Raw genomic sequence first — 17140 nt, forward strand, 5'->3', positions numbered from 1 at the left:
CAATTGTTGCGTAATTCCAATCCCCTACCTTCCCAACTTGAATCAGAAAGGCAAGGCCGATGGCTGATGAGATGAATTTTGTTGAGGGGCGCGAGCAGGCGGAGGCTTTGGCGTCGGTGATGGATGATCTGGAGCGGCGGTCGCAGCGGTTTGGCTCGGCGCTGACGTCTGCGTTGCAGCAGGCGACGACCGGGGGCAAGGGGTTGGACAGCGTGTTGCAGGGGCTTGGGACAAGGCTGTCCAACATTGCGCTGTCGGCCGGGCTGAAGCCTATGGAGACTATGCTGTCTTCCGCTGTCAGCAGTCTTGCCTCCGGTGCGGGCTCGCTTTTTGCTTTTGCCAATGGCGGCGTGCCGGGTCGCGTGACGCCCTTTGCGGAGGGCGGGGTGGTCTCCAGCCCGACGTTTTTTCCCATGGGTGGCGATATGGGGCTGATGGGCGAGGCGGGGAGCGAAGCCATTTTGCCGCTGAAACGTGGGGCGGATGGATCACTCGGCGTGGCGGCTGCCGGTGGCGGTGGTGGGGCGCAGATCGTGTTCAACGTGACGGCGACGGATGCGGCGAGTTTCCGGCGCAGCGAAGGGCAGATTTCGGCGATGCTGGCGCGCAGTGTGGGGCGGGGTCAGCGGGGGCTGTGATGCTCTTTTGCGTTGGAGGGCGTGGCTTCCCCCCCTCTGCCCTGCCGGGCATCTCCCCCACGGGTGGGGAGATTGGCCAGTGTTTGCCGTCTCGCCCAGCCTTTATGCGATGCGGCTCATTAATTCAGGATCAATAACATGACGGCTTTTCATGAGGTGCGGTTTCCGTTGCGGTTGGCGCTGGGGACGAGTGGTGGGCCGGTGCGGCGGACGGATATTGTCAATGTGTCCAACGGGCGGGAGAACCGGAACCAGCGGTGGAGGAATTCGCGGCGGGCGTATGATGCGGGGTCCGGGGTTCGTTCTGTGAGCGATCTTTATGCCGTGCTGGAGTTTTTCGAGGCGCGGGGCGGGCAGCTTTATGGGTTCCGGTTTCGCGATCCGGTGGATTTTCGGTCTTGCCCGCCGCTGACGGCACCCACTGCTATGGACCAGCGGATCGGGACCGGGGATGGGGTGACTGCGAAGTTTCAGCTTTCCAAGACCTATGCCGATGCGGGCGGTGGGTGGACGCGCACGATTGCCAAGCCGGTGGAAGGGTCGGTGAAGGTTTCCGTGAATGGTGTGGCTGTTGCAGGTTTCAGCGTGGACCATGAGACGGGGATCGTGACCTTTGCGCCGGGGCAGGTTCCCGCCATAGGCGCGGCTGTAAGGGCAGGGTTTGAGTTCGATGTGCCGGTGCGTTTCGATATTGATCGCATCGATGTGAGCCTGAGTGCTTTTGAGGCCGGGCGTATTCCTTCCATTCCGCTTGTGGAGATTTTGCCGTGAAAAACGTGCCAGAGGATTTTGCTGCGCATTTGGGCAGCGAGGCGACGACGACGTGCCATTGTTGGAGGGTGAGCCTTCGCGATGGCGTGGTGCTGGGTTTTACCGAGCATGACGAGGCGCTGGCCTTTGGTGGCGTGACCTATCTGGCGGCCAGCGGGTTTCAGGCCAGTGAAAGCGACAGCGAGGCGGGGCTGGCGGCGAGTTCCGGTGAGGTGGCGGGTGGGTTTTCCAGCGAGGCGGTGAGCGAGGAGGATCTGGCGGCGGGGCGGTATGATGGCGCGAAGGTGGAGCTTTTTCTCGTCAACTGGAAAGAACCTGAGCAGCATATGCTGCTGAAGGTCCGCCAAATTGGCGAGGTGACGCGGGCGGGTGGGGCTTTTAAGGCCGAGCTGCGCAGCTTCGCGCATCAACTGAGCCAGCCGCAGGGCCGGGTTTATGGACGGCGGTGCGATGCGGCGCTGGGGGATGCAAAATGCGGGGCAAGCCTTGCGGCGTTTCAGGCGAGTGGTGCTGTGGTTTCGGTTGATCGTTCCGGGCGGATGGTGGTGTCCGGGCTTGGCGCTTTTGAGGAAGGGTTTTTCCGGCAGGGGAAAATTCGGTTTTCGGGAGGGGCGAATGCGGGGCGCAGTTTCGATCTGGACGACCATGCGGTGCGGGACGGGATGGTCAACTTGAGTTTCTGGCTGCCGCTGGAGGTGCCGCCGCAGGTGGGGGATGCCTTTACGGTGACGGCGGGGTGCGACAAGACGTTTGCCACCTGTAAGGCGAAGTTTGCCAACCATCTGAATTTTCGAGGGTTTCCGCATATGCCGGGGGCGGATTTTGCCTATTCCTATGTGACCAGCCGCACGCAGCATGATGGCGGGGCATTATTTTCATGAGTGCCATTGGTGAACGGGTTTTGGCCGCTGCCCAGGGCTGGATTGGTACGCCTTATCGGCATCAGGCTTCGTTGAAAGGTGTTGGCTGCGATTGCCTTGGGCTGGTGCGGGGCATCTGGTGCGAACTTTATGGGCGCGAGCCGGAGCTGCCGCCGCCTTACGCCCAAGACTGGGCCGAGCGCAGCGGCGAGGACCGGCTGATGGCGGCGGCAGGGCGGCATTTTGTGTCGGTCGAGAACATGGCGCAGGCGCTGCCGGGGGATATGTTGCTGTTTCGCTGGAGGCCGGATTGCGCGGCCAAACATCTGGGCATTCTGGCGGGGCCGGACCACTTTATCCATGCCTATGAGGCGGCGGCGGTGTTGCGGTCTGCGCTGGTGCCAGCGTGGCGAAAGCGCATTGCCGGCGTATTTCGATTTCCCGACATGTGAGGCCTTCGGCTATGGCAACTGTGGTTTTTCAGGCGGCGGGTGCTGCGATTGGCAGTGTGTTCGGGCCTGTTGGCGCGATGATTGGCAGGGCGGCGGGCGCGCTGGTGGGAAGTGCTGTGGACCGTGCGGTCCTTTCGCCCTCCAGCACGATCAGCGGCGCAAGGCTTTCCACGGCGCGCATTCCGGGCGCTGAGGAGGGCGGGGCGATTGCGCGGGCTTACGGCACGGTGCGTATTGGCGGCACGCTGATCTGGGCCACGCGCTTTGAGGAAAGCGTGACGCAGGAAAGGCAAGGCGGAAAAAGCAGCAGCAGCGGCAGTACGACTGTGGAGACCTATACCTATTTCGCCAACATTGCCGTTGGGCTGTGCGAGGGCGAGGTGGCCATGGTGCGGCGCGTGTGGGCGGATGGACAGGAGCTGGACCTGACCGCGACCAATATGCGGTTTTATCCCGGCAGCGCCGAGCAACTGCCCGACCCTTTGATTGAGGCCAAGCAGGGAGCGGGCAATGCGCCGGCCTATCGCGGGCTGTGTTATGTGGTGTTTGAACGCTTGCCGCTGGATGGGTTTGGCAACCGTATTCCGCTGTTGCAGTTTGAGGTGGTAAGGCCTGTTGGCAGGCTGGAAAGTCAAATCCGGGCCGTAACGATGATACCCGGTGCGACGGAGCATGGTTATTCCACCGTTGCTGTTTCCGAGCGGACCGGTGCGGGTGAAAGCCGGGTGATGAACCGCCATATGCTGACGGCAGGGACCGACTGGCAGGCGTCCCTCGACGAATTGCAGGCGCTGTGCCCGAACCTGGAGAGCGTGGCGCTGGTGGTGACGTGGTTTGGCACCGATATGCGGGCGGGCGAATGCCGCATTTTACCCGGTGTGGAGGTGGCCTATCGTGACCGGGAAAGTGCCTATTGGTCTGTGGCGGGCATGGCGCGCGGGCAGGTGCGGCCGGTGAGCCAGCGTGACGGCGGCCCAGCCTATGGCGGAACGCCCAGCGATGCCAGCGTGTTGCAGGCGATTGCCGATTTGAAGGCACGCGGATTGAAGGTGTGCCTTTATCCCTTTGTTATGATGGATGTTCCGGCAAACAATGGATTGCCGGACCCTTATGGCAAGGCCAGCCAAGACGCCTATGGCTGGCGCGGCAATATTACCTGCCACCCGGCGCCGGGGCAAAGCGGAACTGTGGACACCACCGCTGCGGCGCGGACGCAAATCGCGACATTCTGCACGCGCGCCGATGGATACCGACGCATGGTGCTGCATTATGCGGCGCTGGCGAAACAGGCGGGCGGGGTGGATGCGTTTCTGATCGGCTCTGAACTGCGCGGGCTGACGCGGGTGCGGGCGCAGGGCAACGCTTTTCCCTTTGTGGAAGAGCTGGTGCGGCTGGCGGGTGATGTGCGCGCTGTGGTTGGCGCTTCGACGAAGCTGACCTATGCCGCCGACTGGAGTGAATATTTCGGTTATCACCCTGCGGATAGCACGGGCGATGTGTTTTTCAATCTTGATCCGCTGTGGGCGAGTGCCGCTATCGATGCTGTTGGCATCGACAATTACATGCCGCTTTCCGACTGGCGTGATGAGGATGTGGGCGGCGGCAACCCGGATGGGTTTGAGGGTGGCGACGATGCGGCGGGATTTGGTCGCAACATAGAAGGCGGCGAGGGATTTGACTGGTATTATGCCAGCGAAGCCGATCGATTAGGCCGGACACGAACGGCGATTTCCGATGGGCTGAAGGGCAAACATTGGGTCTATCGCACCAAGGACTTGCGCGGCTGGTGGCAGAACCGGCATTTCAACCGGGTGGGCGGCGTGGAAAGTGCGGTGCCGACCGCCTGGGCGGCGGCGATGAAGCCGATCTGGTTTACCGAGCTGGGTTGCCCGGCCATCGACAAGGGTGCGAACCGGCCCAACACCTTTATCGACCCGAAATCATCCGAAAGCGCTTATCCGCATTTTTCCAGCCGGATGCGGGCAGACAGCCAGCAGAGGCGGTTTCTGGAAGCGCATCACGACCATTGGGCGGGTGGTTTGGCATTGGCTGGCATGGTCGATCCGGCGCGGATTTTTGTCTGGACATGGGATGCGCGGCCTTATCCGGCGTTTCCGCAGGACACTGTCGCGTGGAGTGACGGGGCGAATTGGCGGACCGGCCACTGGCTGAATGGCAGGCTGGGGGCGACGACCCTGGCGGACCTGATTGCCTCGGTGCTGCGCGACCACGACTTTGCGGATTTCGATGTTTCTGCGGTGACGGGAGACATTGCCGGTTATGCGCAGGGCGATGTGGTGGCGGCGCGCACCCTGCTGGAGCCGCTGCTGGACGCGTTTCAGGTGGATGTGATTGAGGATGGGGCGAGGCTTCGGTTTCTGTCACGCGGGAGGGCGGTTGCGCAGACGACGGTGATTTCCGCCTATGCCGACATTGACGATTCGCCGCTGTGGTCTGAGGCGCGGGGGCATGAGAGCGATTTTGCGGCGGAGGCGGTGCTGACGGCGTTCAATCCGGCGCTGGATTATGAGCAGGCAAGCGTGCGCTCACGGCGCATCGACAATGCCGGGAACCGGGTGCTGCGCTATGATCTGGGTGCTGTGCTGGCGCAGGAGACGGCGCAAAATGCGGTGGAGGCGCTGTTGCGCGACAACCGGCTGGCGCGGCGCACGGTGACGTTTGCGATCTCGCCGCAGGAAATTGCGCTGGACCCCGGTGACTGCGTGGAACTGGAGGGTGGCCCCTCGGGGCGGTTTCTGGTGAGCCGGATCGAGGACGGCGATGTCAGGCGGATCGAGGCGCGGGAGTTTTCGCCTGCGGCCAGTACGTTTTCCGGGGACGCGGAGACGCCGCGTAGCGGTGCCGGCGGTGCTTCCGATGGCTTTGACCCGGATATCGTGCTGATGGATTTGCCGCGATTTGAGGTCGGCGAGGTGCAGAGCTTTGCACGGGTTGCGGCCTTCGCACGGCCTTGGCGACGCATGGCGCTTTCTGTTTCGGCCGGAACCGAAGGCTATGAGGCGCGGGCGGTGCTGGACCAGCCTGCCAAGATTGGCACGCTTGCGGCGGCTCTGCCGACGGGGTTTGCGGGGCGGTTCAATTCCGCCGGGTCGATCGACATCACGCTGCCCTATGGCGATCTGGCGTCTGCTTCCGATCTTGCCGTTCTGAATGGGGCCAATCGCATTGCTATTCGCTGTGCGAATGGTGCCTGGGAGGTGGTTGGCTTTGCAACGGCGCAGGAGGTGGCCTCCAAACGCTGGCAACTGACACGGTTGCTGCGCGGGCTGGCGGGCACCGAAGATGCGATGCGCGCCGGTGCGACCGAGGGCGCCGAGGTGGTGGTGCTGGACGCGGGCGTGGTGTCGATGGGACTGCGCGGCGATGAGCGCGGGCTGCAACTGAACTGGATTATCGAGGCGGCGGGTGGGCAGATTTCCCGCGTTGGGCCCTTTGCTTTTGCGGGTGGAATGCGGGCCGAAACGCCTTTGGCGCCGGTGCATCTGCGGGGTATTCGGCAAACGCAGGGCGTGCGCCTGACATGGGTGCGGCGCGGGCGCGTCGAGGCCGATGGCTGGGACGCAGCCGACATTCCACTGGATGAGGTTTCCGAGCGTTATCGCGTTGAGATTCTGTCTGGCGAACTCGTGCGCCGCACGATGGAGGTGGGTGAGGCGACCTGCCTTTATGCGGCGAGCGATGAGGTGTCGGACTTTGGTGCGGCACAGCGCGCGCTGGCGATTCGGGTGCGGCAACTGGGCCGTGCAGTGCCGCTGGGGTTGGCTGCGAGCGCCACGTTGAGCCTTTAGACTTCACAATAATGTCAACCGAGAAAGGGTATGAGAATGGACAGCATGAAGGCTTGGTATCAATCCAAAACCGTATGGGGTGCGTTGCTTGCGGTGTTGGCACCGCTGCTGCATGTGGTGGGGCTTAACCTGCCGACAGGCTTTGAAAACGAGCTTGCGGAAGGGCTTGTGACGGTTGCAGGCGGTGTGGGCGGGCTGATTGCGCTCTACGGGCGACTGGCTGCGACGAGTGCGATAAAATAAGGCGTTTGTGCCGTAGAGGGCGGTGGTTGTCGCTTACCCCCCTCTGCCCTGCCGGGCATCTCCCCCACAAGGAGGGAGATCGGCTGGACTTATGCTTCCCACTTTATTCACAGCGTTTAAGATGGGCGAAAGCTGTCCCCTTGCCAATCTCCCCACCTGTGGGGGAGATGCCCGGCAGGGCAGAGGGGGGTGAGCGGCACCCACCGCCGTGTACTATGCCTTCAAGCGAGGACAGCCCACATTCATTTGCCATTCAGAAGCTTTACGATACATATTCGGACAAGAATTCGTTTTGACGTGCATCCGATTTTTCTTTGGAAGTTTTTGCAATGGCCTCACCTCTCATCATCGCGACGCTTGCAGCCGGGCTTTCCGGCTTTGCCGCGCCGCAGGCTGATTTGAAGGCGGATGCCTTTGGCCAGGTTATTCAGGTGGCCAGCGATTGCGGCTCTGCGGTCTCCCGCGTGGTGCGCGAAACGGGTGGGCAATTGCTGTCTGTCTATCCCACCAATGATGGCCAGAGTTGCGTTGTGACCGTGCTGGTGCAGGGCAATGGCGAGCGTCCGCGCAAGGTGACGATGCGCGTACCGATGTGAGTTCGCACTCTCCAAAATTCTGATATAGAGATGATTTAGCCGGTCTGATTCAGGGGCCGGACGGAATGAAAGGGCGGACGATGCGCATTCTCGTGGTCGAGGACGATACAAACCTCAATCGGCAATTGACGGACGCGCTGAAAGAAGCGGGTTATGTTGTCGATCAGGCCTTCGACGGCGAAGAGGGGCATTATCTGGGCGATACCGAGCCCTATGACGCCATTGTTCTGGATATCGGCCTGCCGCAGATGGACGGCATTACCGTTGTGGAAAAATGGCGTGCCGGCGGCAAGACCGTGCCGGTGCTGATTTTGACCGCGCGCGATCGCTGGAGCGACAAGGTGGCTGGCATCGATGCCGGGGCGGATGACTACGTGACCAAGCCGTTCCATGTGGAAGAAGTGCTGGCGCGCGTGCGCGCCCTGATCCGCCGTGCGGCGGGCCATGCCTCCTCCGAAATTACCTGCGGGCCGGTGCGGCTCGATACAAAATCCTCCAAGGCGACCGTCAATGGCGTGACGCTGAAGCTGACCTCGCATGAGTTCCGGCTTTTATCCTATCTCATGCACCACATGGGGGAGGTGGTGTCGCGCACGGAACTGGTCGAGCATATGTATGATCAGGATTTCGACCGCGATTCCAACACGATAGAAGTGTTCGTTGGACGTCTGCGCAAAAAACTGGGTGTGGACCTGATCGAAACAATTCGTGGCCTTGGTTATCGGATGCAAGCTCCCGCAGATGCGAAGTAACTCACTTACCGCCCGCGTTCTTCTTCTCGCCTCCGCCTGGTCGGCGCTGGCGCTGGTGGTGATTGCGGTGGTGATTTCCACGCTTTACAGGCAGGGCGTGGAGCGCAGTTTTACCGATCTGCTGCGCGCCCAGCTTTATAATGTCATCAACTCCGTGACGGTTTCCAACGAAAACACGCTGGCCGGAAGCCCGCAGCTGGGCGATCTCAGGTTTTCGCAGCCTGATACTGGTTGGTACTGGGTGGTGGAGCCGCTGGGGAATTTCCAGACGGCACCCTTGGTTTCCTCGTCGCTGGGTGTTTCGACGCTGCCGGTTCCGGGCATTCTGGATGCGCCTTTCGACAATCGCTACGAACGTTATTACGTCATCACCGACGATGCCAACAACCGCGTGCAGGTGGCGGAAACCGAGGTGGTTCTGGACGGAGAGGGCCGGGCTGCACGGTTTCGCGTGACCGGCAACCTGAATGTCGTGGAACAGGACGTGCGCGACTTTTCCAACAGCCTTTATCTGGCGCTGGCGGTGTTTGGCGTGGGCAGTCTGGTGGTGAACGGTCTTGCCATTCTCTACAGCCTGCGACCGCTGGATCAGGCGCGTGTGGCGCTGGGCAAGATACGCGGTGGCGAGGCGGAAAGTCTGGAGGGGGAATTCCCGCGTGAAATTCAGCCTCTCGCCAACGAGATCAACGCGCTGATCGACAGCAACCGCCGGATTGTGGAGCGGGCGCGGATGCAGGTGGGCAACCTTGCGCATTCGCTGAAAACGCCGATTGCGGTGTTGCTGAACGAGGCGCGGACGCTGGACACGCAGCATGGTGACCTGGTGCGAACGCAGGCCGATGCGATGCAGGCGCAGGTGCAGACCTATCTTTCCCGTGCACGCATTGCTGCGCAGCGCGGCTCCATTCTGGCGCGTGCCGAAGCGGAACCGGCGTTGGAGCGGCTGGTGCGGGTGATGCGGCGTCTGAACCCGGACAAGACGTTCGAGCTTGATATTCAGCAGCCCGCGACGGTGGTGGCGATGGAGCAGCAGGATCTGGAAGAAATTGTCGGCAATCTGCTGGAAAATGCGGCGCGTTTTGCTGATGAGAAGGTGGTTGTCACCATTGCTGCCGGTTCTCATCCGTCTTCCGACCCTGATGTGACACGCCGTGCCTGGGTAACGTTGACGGTGGAAGACGATGGGCACGGATTGGAGCCGGAGCAGATCAAGGAAGCCATGAAGCGCGGCAGTCGGCTGGACGAAAGCCGTCCCGGCACCGGGCTTGGATTGTCCATCGTCAGCGAGGTGGTTTCCGAATACCACGGCACCTTTGCCATGTCGCGCAGCGCGCTGGGCGGGCTGAAAGCCGAACTGCTTCTGCCCGGCCTATCGAAAGAGCTTGCATGACGCCTGAAAACTGGCAAGAGATTGCGTGATAAATACCGCATTGCGTAGTGCGTCCGCATGGGCGCACGCTGACGCTCTGCATTTTAGAACGCATCGTGCTTTGCGAAAATCGATTTCGATTTTCGGGCCGATGCGCAGGATGGCGCGTTGATAAGGAGTGTATTCTTGGTTGAAGTGATGGGCAAAGCCGGGTTTGCGGGAATGAACTCCAATTTTATGCGCCCTGCGGTTCTTTCGTTGATCTGCCTTTCGGCTCTCAGCTCCTGCACCACGTCCAACACGCGCATGTCTGGCGGCGGACTTTTTGGGCGCAGTGCCTCGTCTGCAACGCCCTATATCGCCAGCCTTCAGGGTGGCATTGTTGGTCGAAGCGGCTTGCAGATGGACCGCAGAGATTTCAACAAGGCGCTGGAAGCGGAATATCGCGCGCTGGAAACAGCGCCCGGCGGGCAGGCCGTGATGTGGGGCGAGGACGACACCAAGGGTGAGGTGATTGCCAACGCGCCCTATCAGGTCGGCAACCAGAATTGCCGCCAATATACGCATTCTCTGACGGTGGATGGCAAGCAGGCGAAGGTGCGCGGCGCTGCCTGTCGCAACGCCGATGGCACCTGGACACCGCTGATCTGATCTTGGATTGACGTGTATCAAGGTCAGCGCTGGTCCAACCGTTCAGAACACGCATGTGGCATGTTGCCTCAAATTCACGTCATCCCGCTGAGGCTTATTTCAAAGCGGTGCGCATTCGAGTAATTGAAACGGCATGTTCTGGATTCTTATCGCCTTATTGACGGCTCTCGTGGCCATCGTCCTGACGTATCCGCTGATGCGCAGCAAGGGCGCATCCGACACCGGCCGTGAGGGCGAGGTGGCGGTGTACCGTGACCAGCTGGTCGAATTGCAGCGCGAGCGGGCCAGCGGGCTGATTGGCGAAACGGAAGCGGAATATGCGCGGGCCGAAATCGGACGACGGCTTCTGGCCGCCGCGTCCAGCAAAACAGGTGGGGATGCAACGGCCACGCCGCGCCGCCATAATACGCTTGCCAGTGTTGTGACCATTCTGCTGCCGCTGACGGGGCTCTGTCTTTATTTGTTCATGGGCAGTCCTGGTATGCCGGACATGCCGCTGGAAGCCCGTCTTGAAAAGCCGGGCAACGACATGAACCTGCTGATTGCCAAGGCCGAGCGGCATCTGGCGCAGAATCCGGATGATGGAGCCGGCTGGGACGTGCTGGCGCCGATCTATTTCAAAACCATGCGCCTTGGCGATGCCGAAATGGCCTATCGCAACGCTATCCGTATTCTGGGCGAAAATCCGGAGCGGCTGACCGGGCTTGCCGAGACGCTGATCGCGGCCAATCAGGGCATTGTCATCCAAGATGCGCGGTCTGCCTTGGCCGACGCCGAGAAGATGCGCCCCGGCAATCCGCGTGCGCAGTTTTATCTGGCGCTGGCGCTGGAGCAGGCGGGCAGGATGCCCGAAGCGCGGGCGGCATTTACGGCGATATTGAAGAATTCGCCGGACGGTGCGCCATGGATACCGCTGGTGCAGGCGCATATTGAAACCACAGGCGGCGATGCCGCTGCTGTGGCCACGGCGCCGAAACCCGAAGCGCCGGGCAACCCGAGTGCTGAGGACGTCGCTGCGGCCAGCGCCATGTCCGCCGAGGACCGGCGGGCCATGATTTCGGGCATGGTGGACAGTCTGGATGCCAAGCTGAAGGAAAACCCGGATAATTTCGAAGGATGGGTGCGGTTGGTGCAATCCTATGCGATGTTGAAGGACGATGCGAAGGCGAAGGAAGCCTTGGCAAACGGCCTCAAAGCGTTTCCGCCTGCCGGAGAGCAGGGCAAGCAGTTGCTGGTGCTGGCGCAACAGCTTGGCGTGGATGCGCAGGGGGTAAAACAATGACCCGCAAGCAGAAAAGACTGGCGATCATCGGCGGCGGCGTAAGCTTCATCATGATCGCGGCGTTTCTGGTGATGTTCGCATTCGGCCAGTCCATCGCCTATTTCTACATGCCCGGTGATCTGGAAAAAACGACGGTTGGCCCCGGAACGCGCATTCGCCTTGGCGGGCTGGTGGCGGAAGGGTCCGTCAAGCGCGGTGAAGGCCGCACGGTAAGCTTTGCGGTGACGGATGGCGCAGCCACTGTGCCGGTGAGCTATACCGGCATTCTGCCAGACCTGTTTCGCGAGGGGCAGGGCGTTGTGACCGAAGGCACATTCGATGCCGCGACACATGCCTTTGTGGCCGATAGCGTGCTGGCGAAACACGATGAAAATTATATGCCGAAGGAGGTTGCCGACCGCCTGAAAGACAAGGGCCTGTGGCAAAAGACCGAGGACGGCAACAAGACCGGGGCAACGCCATGATAACAGAAATCGGCCATTATGCTCTGGTTCTGGCGCTTGGCGTGGCGCTTGTCGTGTCCACGCTGCCGGTGCTCGGCGCGCGCCGCAACGACAAGGCGCTGATGGACATCGCGCCGCTGGGGTCCGTGCTGCTGTTTCTGCTCGTGGGCCTGTCTTTTGCGGCGCTGACGCGGGCTTATGCGGTGTCCGATTTCTCATTGAAAAACGTCTATGAGAACTCCCATTCGCTGATGCCGATGCTGTACAAGCTGACCGGCGTTTGGGGCAACCACGAAGGATCGATGCTGCTGTGGCTGCTGATCCTCGTGCTGTTCAGCGCACTGGTGGCGGTTTATGGCCGCAATCTGCCGGACACGCTGCGGGCCAATGTGCTGGCGGTGCAAGCGTGGGTGACGACGGCGTTTCTGCTGTTTATTCTGCTGACATCCAACCCTTTTGCACGATTAAGCCCGGTGCCAGCCGAGGGGCAGGATCTGAACCCGGTCCTCCAGGATTTCGGTCTGGCGATCCATCCGCCGCTGCTTTACCTCGGTTATGTCGGCTTTTCCGTGTGCTTCTCCTTCGCCGTTGCGGCTCTCATGGAAGGGCGCATCGACGCGGCTTGGGCGCGTTGGGTGCGGCCCTGGACGCTGGCCGCCTGGACATTTCTGACGGCTGGTATTTCGATGGGGTCTTACTGGGCCTATTATGAACTCGGCTGGGGCGGCTGGTGGTTCTGGGATCCGGTGGAAAATGCGTCCTTCATGCCATGGCTGGCGGGAACGGCGCTGCTGCATTCCGCACTCGTGATGGAAAAGCGCGAGGCGCTGAAAATCTGGACCGTGCTGCTGGCGATCATGACGTTTTCGCTGTCGCTGCTTGGCACCTTCCTCGTGCGTTCCGGCGTGCTGACGTCCGTGCACGCCTTTGCGACGGACCCGAGCCGCGGCATCTTCATTCTCTGTATTCTGATGATCTTCATTGGCGGGGCCTTTGCGCTGTTTGCGTGGCGCGCGCCGATGCTGAAAGCGGGCGGTCTGTTCGCGCCGATTTCGCGTGAGGGTGCGCTGGTGCTGAACAACCTGATCCTGACGGTCGCGACGGCGACGGTGCTGATCGGCACGCTCTACCCGCTGGTGTTGGAAACACTGACCGGTGAGAAAATCTCGGTTGGTGCGCCGTTCTTCAACCTGACCTTCGGCCTGTTGATGATCCCGGTGCTGATCGTTGCGCCCTTCGGGCCGATGCTGGCGTGGAAACGCGGCGACCTGCTGGGTGCATTTCAGCGGCTTTATGTGGCAGCAGCGCTGGCGGCGGTGGCGGGTCTGACGTTGTGGTACATCGAACATGGCGGGCCGGTTTTGGCTGTGCTCGGTATCATCGCCGGTTTCTGGCTGATTTTCGGTGCGCTGGCGGATCTCTGGTACCGCGCCAATTTCGGCAAGCTGGCGTTGGGCATAGCGTTTCGCCGGCTGAAAGGCCTGCCGCGATCCACCTTTGGCACGGCGCTGGCCCATATGGGGCTTGGCGTGACGGTGCTTGGCATCGTGATTGTGACGACCTTCGAGACGGAAACCGTTGTCGAAATGAAGCAGGGCACGGTGGTGGATGCGGGTGGCTACAGCCTGACATTCGACGGCATTCGCCATCACGTCGGACCGAACTATACGGAAGATCGCGGCCATTTTACTGCGCGCAAGGGCGGCGTGGATGTGGCGGATGTGTGGTCCTCCAAGCGGCTTTACACGGCGCGGCGAATGCCGACGACGGAAGCGGGCATCATGACATTTGGCCTGAGCCAGCTGTATGTGTCGTTGGGCGACCCGATGGATGATGGCGGCATGGTCGTCCGCATCTGGTGGAAGCCGTACATTCTCTGCATCTGGGGCGGCACGGTGTTCATGATGATTGGCGGGTTCGTTTCGCTGTCTGACCGGCGCTTGCGGGTGGGCGCCCCGACGCGCAAGGCGAAGGCTGTGAAGGCCGGGCCAGTGCCGGAGCCTGCGGAATGATGGGCGGCGTTTTGAACAAGAAACCCTCCCCAACCCCTCCCCACAAGGGGGAGGGACTTAACCCAGCCGCACCGCTGTCGTTTCAAGAAACGTTCGAGGGTGCAGCACGGTTTCTCCCCCCTTGTGGGGGAGGTGGCCGGCAGGCCAGCGGGGGTTTTGTTCGTTTTCGCAGAAATATAGTTGTTTTTCTTGCGCTTCTTTTCGCATCACTTCCCGCATATGCCTTCAATCCCAATGAAGTCCTTTCCGACCCTGTTCTGGAGGCCAGAGCGCGGGGATTGACCGTACAACTGCGCTGCATGGTGTGCCAGAACCAATCCATCGATGACAGTAATGCGGAACTGGCGCGTGATCTTCGGGTATTGGTGCGCGAGCGGCTGACGCAGGGTGACAGTGACGAAGCGGTGATCGATTATGTGGTGTCGCGTTACGGTGAATTCGTTCTCCTGAAACCGCGATTTGCGGTTCGCACGCTGGCTTTGTGGGGTGCGCCGATTGTACTGATCCTGATCGGTGCGACAGCCATTTTTGTTTTTGCCAGACGGCGGGTTGTCGTGTCCGAAGGACAGACGCTGACGGCAGACGAAGAGGCGCGCATTCGCGATCTTCTGGAAAAATAACGACTTAGGCCTATTGGCGGAATCTTTTTAGCAACATTACGGATTTTTCATTCGCTAGACACTTCGCTGTAAGGTGAAGGCTCCTATATCTTTGGTCATCCACCGCTTCCCCGGTCATGCGGGGCTCCAGTCTGAATGAAGAAAGAAGGTAGTATCCATGTCTAATTCTCAAAATGGACGTTCCACGTTGAAGACGTTTCTCCAGTCTTCGGCTGTTGGCGGTCTCGCTGCCCTGATGCTCAGCACGGGTATCGCAGGACCAATCGCACACTCCTTCGCCGCGCCAGTCGAGGTCAAAGCGCCTCAGGTGCAGAGCTTTGCAGATGTGGTCGATGCGGTTTCCCCTGCGGTTGTTTCCGTTCGTGTCCAATCGAACGTGCAGCCCGCATCCGATGACACCAGCAACTTTTCCTTTAACTTCGGCGGTCGCGGTCTTGACCAGCTTCCCGATGACCACCCCCTGAAGCGCTTCTTCAAGGAGTTTGGTGGTCCGGGTGCAGGCCAGAACGACAAGCGTGCCGACCGTGGCCCGAACAAACATCGCGGCGATGGCAAGGGTCCATTGCGTCCCGTAGCGCAGGGTTCCGGTTTCTTCATCTCTGAAGACGGTTATCTGGTCACCAACAACCATGTTGTCGATGATGGCTCTGCCTACACGGTCGTGATGAACGATGGCACGGAACTCGATGCCAAGCTGGTGGGTCGTGATACGCGCACCGACCTTGCCGTGCTGAAAGTGGATGTGAACCGCAAGTTCACCTATGTGCAATTTGCCGACGACAGCAAAATTCGCGTTGGCGACTGGGTGGTGGCCGTTGGCAATCCGTTCGGTCTTGGCGGCACGGTGACTTCAGGTATCGTTTCGGCCCGTGGTCGTGACATCGGCTCCGGTCCTTATGACGATTACCTCCAGATCGACGCTGCCGTGAACCGTGGTAACTCTGGTGGTCCGGCCTTTAACCTGAACGGTGAAGTTGTCGGTATCAACACCGCGATCTTCTCGCCATCAGGCGGTAACGTCGGCATCGCCTTTGCCATTCCGGCTTCTGTTGCCAAGGATGTGGTGCAGGATCTGATCAAGGACGGCAAGGTTGAGCGCGGCTGGCTTGGCGTGCAAATCCAGCCAGTGAGCAAGGATATCGCAGAATCGCTCGGCCTTTCCGAAGCAAGCGGTGCGCTGGTTGTTGCTCCGCAGGCCGGTTCTCCCGGTGACAAGGCCGGTATCAAGCAGGGCGACATCATTACGGCCCTCAATGGCGACACGATCAAAGACGCCCGCGATCTTTCACGCCGCATCGGTGCGCTGGCACCCAACACGAAGGTCGAGCTTTCGCTGTGGCGTGCCGGAAAATCGCAGCCCGTGACTGTGACACTGGGCGACCTTGCAAGCGATGATGCCTCCAAGGCCGCAGCGACCCCGAATGACGACAAAAGTGGTGGCCAGACATCCAGCGAGAAAGTTCTCTCGAGCCTTGGCCTGACGGTTGCCCCCTCTGAGGATGGCACTGGTCTTGCTGTCACCGATGTCGATCCTGACTCCGATGCTGCTGCGCGCGGTTTGAAGGCCGGTGAGACCATCACCTCCGTCAACAACCAGCAGGTTGCCTCCGCTGCCGATGTCGAGAAAATTCTTGAACAGGCGAAGAAGGACGGTCGTTCCAAGGCACTGTTCCAGGTGCAGACCGAACAGGGTAGCCGCTTTATCGCGCTGGATATCGACCAGGGTTGATAGGTCAATGTGGTGGGATAGGCGATTGCCTTTCCCACCATGATTGTTTTTTGAACCGCGCATTCATGGCAACGGTATTAGATCCTCGCCACAAGGGCGAGGATGACGTCGAGAGTGACGGACGCTTCGTCTTCGGAGGAATCTCATGGAAAACAAAGCTCAGGAATTGTCTCCCGCATCTGTTTCCGGTTGTGCGAAGAATGCTGAGGACGCTATTGTCCCGCACATGAAGATTCTCGTTATTGAAGATGATCTGGAAGCCGCAGCCTATATGACCAAGGCGTTCCGGGAAGCAGGTATTGTGGCCGATCACGCCAGCGATGGCGAGAGCGGCCTGTTTATGGGCGTCGAAAACGCCTATGACGTGATTGTCATCGACCGCATGTTGCCGCGCCGGGATGGTCTTTCCGTCATCAGCGAATTGCGCAGACGTGGCATTGAAACGCCGGTGCTGATCCTGTCCGCATTGGGGCAGGTGGATGACCGCGTCACCGGCTTGCGGGCGGGTGGCGATGATTATCTGCCGAAACCCTATGCTTTCAGTGAGCTTCTGGCCCGCATTGAAGTGCTGGGCCGCCGCAAGGGCAAGCCTGAGCAGGACATGGTCTACCGGGTCGGTGATCTGGAACTGGACCGGCTTTCGCATGATGTGCGCCGGGGCGGTAAGGAAATTCTGCTCCAGCCGCGTGAGTTTCGTCTGCTCGAATATTTGATGAAGAATGCCGGTCAGGTCGTGACCCGCACCATGCTTCTGGAAAATGTCTGGGATTACCATTTCGATCCGCAGACCAATGTGATCGACGTGCATGTGTCGCGCCTGCGTTCCAAGATCGAAAAGGATTTTGACAAGCCGCTGCTGAAAACCATTCGCGGCGCGGGTTACATGATGAAGGACGAGGGATAAGGTCGCCCT

The 17140-nt window shown here is 60.6% G+C and carries 16 protein-coding genes; all 16 read left to right on the plus strand.

The features are described from left to right. Positions 1-59 precede the first annotated feature (59 nt). The 16 genes from RMR16_RS03095 to RMR16_RS03170 all read left to right on the plus strand — a co-directional run bounded on the left by RMR16_RS03095 (position 60) and on the right by RMR16_RS03170 (position 17131). Complete coding sequence (locus tag RMR16_RS03095) at positions 60-638, plus strand: phage tail tape measure protein (protein ID WP_320199267.1); 579 nt, start codon at positions 60-62, stop codon at positions 636-638. A 138-nt stretch (positions 639-776) separates the two neighbouring features. Beyond that, a complete protein-coding gene (locus tag RMR16_RS03100) occupies positions 777-1409 on the plus strand; it encodes a DUF2460 domain-containing protein (protein WP_320199268.1) in 633 nt (210 codons plus the stop codon). Beyond that, the gene (locus RMR16_RS03105) at positions 1406-2290 is read left to right on the plus strand and encodes a DUF2163 domain-containing protein (RefSeq protein ID WP_320199270.1); all 885 of its coding nucleotides are present in this window, start codon (positions 1406-1408) and stop codon (positions 2288-2290) included. Before RMR16_RS03100 ends, RMR16_RS03105 begins: the two co-directional genes overlap by 4 nt. Next, positions 2287-2721, plus strand: a complete 435-nt coding sequence (locus RMR16_RS03110; protein WP_320199271.1) for an NlpC/P60 family protein — start codon at positions 2287-2289, stop codon at positions 2719-2721. The genes RMR16_RS03105 and RMR16_RS03110 overlap by 4 nt, the downstream gene beginning before the upstream one ends. Positions 2722-2732: 11 nt before the next feature. Continuing rightward, positions 2733-6530 carry a baseplate multidomain protein megatron gene (locus RMR16_RS03115; protein WP_320199272.1) on the plus strand — a complete coding sequence of 1266 codons (3798 nt, stop codon included), beginning with the start codon at positions 2733-2735 and terminating at the stop codon, positions 6528-6530. 36 nt (positions 6531-6566) lie between these two features. Next, positions 6567-6773 (plus strand): hypothetical protein, encoded by a 207-nt coding sequence (locus RMR16_RS03120; RefSeq protein ID WP_320199273.1) that lies wholly within the window; start codon positions 6567-6569, stop codon positions 6771-6773. A gap of 329 nt (positions 6774-7102) precedes the next feature. Beyond that, positions 7103-7369 carry a hypothetical protein gene (locus RMR16_RS03125; protein WP_320199274.1) on the plus strand — a complete coding sequence of 89 codons (267 nt, stop codon included), beginning with the start codon at positions 7103-7105 and terminating at the stop codon, positions 7367-7369. A gap of 80 nt (positions 7370-7449) precedes the next feature. Continuing rightward, on the plus strand, positions 7450-8121 hold the full coding sequence (locus RMR16_RS03130; RefSeq protein ID WP_320199503.1) for a response regulator transcription factor: 672 nt from the start codon (positions 7450-7452) through the stop codon (positions 8119-8121). Continuing rightward, positions 8111-9511: a HAMP domain-containing sensor histidine kinase gene (locus RMR16_RS03135; protein ID WP_320199275.1), complete on the plus strand. Its 1401-nt coding sequence runs from the start codon at positions 8111-8113 to the stop codon at positions 9509-9511. The genes RMR16_RS03130 and RMR16_RS03135 overlap by 11 nt, the downstream gene beginning before the upstream one ends. 201 nt (positions 9512-9712) lie before the next feature. Further along, entirely contained in the window at positions 9713-10141 is a 429-nt protein-coding gene (locus tag RMR16_RS03140; RefSeq protein WP_320199504.1) for a hypothetical protein, read from the plus strand. 133 nt (positions 10142-10274) lie between these two features. Further along, positions 10275-11423, plus strand: a complete 1149-nt coding sequence (ccmI, locus tag RMR16_RS03145; RefSeq protein WP_320199276.1) for a c-type cytochrome biogenesis protein CcmI — start codon at positions 10275-10277, stop codon at positions 11421-11423. Further along, a complete protein-coding gene (gene ccmE, locus RMR16_RS03150) occupies positions 11420-11887 on the plus strand; it encodes a cytochrome c maturation protein CcmE (protein WP_320199277.1) in 468 nt (155 codons plus the stop codon). The genes ccmI and ccmE overlap by 4 nt, the downstream gene beginning before the upstream one ends. Then, on the plus strand, positions 11884-13878 hold the full coding sequence (locus RMR16_RS03155; protein ID WP_320199278.1) for a heme lyase CcmF/NrfE family subunit: 1995 nt from the start codon (positions 11884-11886) through the stop codon (positions 13876-13878). The genes ccmE and RMR16_RS03155 overlap by 4 nt, the downstream gene beginning before the upstream one ends. 176 nt (positions 13879-14054) lie before the next feature. Next, positions 14055-14498, plus strand: coding sequence for a cytochrome c-type biogenesis protein (locus RMR16_RS03160; protein ID WP_320199505.1), 444 nt, complete (start codon positions 14055-14057; stop codon positions 14496-14498). A gap of 157 nt (positions 14499-14655) precedes the next feature. After that, the gene (locus RMR16_RS03165) at positions 14656-16227 is read left to right on the plus strand and encodes a Do family serine endopeptidase (protein ID WP_320199279.1); all 1572 of its coding nucleotides are present in this window, start codon (positions 14656-14658) and stop codon (positions 16225-16227) included. Between the two features lie 145 nt (positions 16228-16372). Beyond that, entirely contained in the window at positions 16373-17131 is a 759-nt protein-coding gene (locus tag RMR16_RS03170) for a response regulator transcription factor (protein WP_320199280.1), read from the plus strand. The last annotated feature ends 9 nt before the right edge of the window (positions 17132-17140 follow it).

Origin of the sequence: Agrobacterium sp. rho-13.3 (genome assembly GCF_033957765.2) — a bacterium.
Lineage (GTDB): Bacteria > Pseudomonadota > Alphaproteobacteria > Rhizobiales > Rhizobiaceae > Agrobacterium.

Bases quoted from the DNA above. Each gene is read 5' to 3' on its own strand.
- RMR16_RS03095 (WP_320199267.1), top strand. From the start codon at position 60: ATGGCTGATGAGATGAATTTTGTTGAGGGGCGCGAGCAGGCGGAGGCT.
- RMR16_RS03100 (WP_320199268.1), top strand. From the start codon at position 777: ATGACGGCTTTTCATGAGGTGCGGTTTCCGTTGCGGTTGGCGCTGGGG.
- RMR16_RS03110 (WP_320199271.1), top strand. From the start codon at position 2,287: ATGAGTGCCATTGGTGAACGGGTTTTGGCCGCTGCCCAGGGCTGGATT.
- RMR16_RS03115 (WP_320199272.1), top strand. From the start codon at position 2,733: ATGGCAACTGTGGTTTTTCAGGCGGCGGGTGCTGCGATTGGCAGTGTG.
- RMR16_RS03120 (WP_320199273.1), top strand. From the start codon at position 6,567: ATGGACAGCATGAAGGCTTGGTATCAATCCAAAACCGTATGGGGTGCG.
- RMR16_RS03125 (WP_320199274.1), top strand. From the start codon at position 7,103: ATGGCCTCACCTCTCATCATCGCGACGCTTGCAGCCGGGCTTTCCGGC.
- RMR16_RS03130 (WP_320199503.1), top strand. From the start codon at position 7,450: ATGCGCATTCTCGTGGTCGAGGACGATACAAACCTCAATCGGCAATTG.
- RMR16_RS03135 (WP_320199275.1), top strand. From the start codon at position 8,111: ATGCGAAGTAACTCACTTACCGCCCGCGTTCTTCTTCTCGCCTCCGCC.
- RMR16_RS03140 (WP_320199504.1), top strand. From the start codon at position 9,713: ATGAACTCCAATTTTATGCGCCCTGCGGTTCTTTCGTTGATCTGCCTT.
- ccmI (WP_320199276.1), top strand. From the start codon at position 10,275: ATGTTCTGGATTCTTATCGCCTTATTGACGGCTCTCGTGGCCATCGTC.
- ccmE (WP_320199277.1), top strand. From the start codon at position 11,420: ATGACCCGCAAGCAGAAAAGACTGGCGATCATCGGCGGCGGCGTAAGC.
- RMR16_RS03155 (WP_320199278.1), top strand. From the start codon at position 11,884: ATGATAACAGAAATCGGCCATTATGCTCTGGTTCTGGCGCTTGGCGTG.
- RMR16_RS03165 (WP_320199279.1), top strand. From the start codon at position 14,656: ATGTCTAATTCTCAAAATGGACGTTCCACGTTGAAGACGTTTCTCCAG.
- RMR16_RS03170 (WP_320199280.1), top strand. From the start codon at position 16,373: ATGGAAAACAAAGCTCAGGAATTGTCTCCCGCATCTGTTTCCGGTTGT.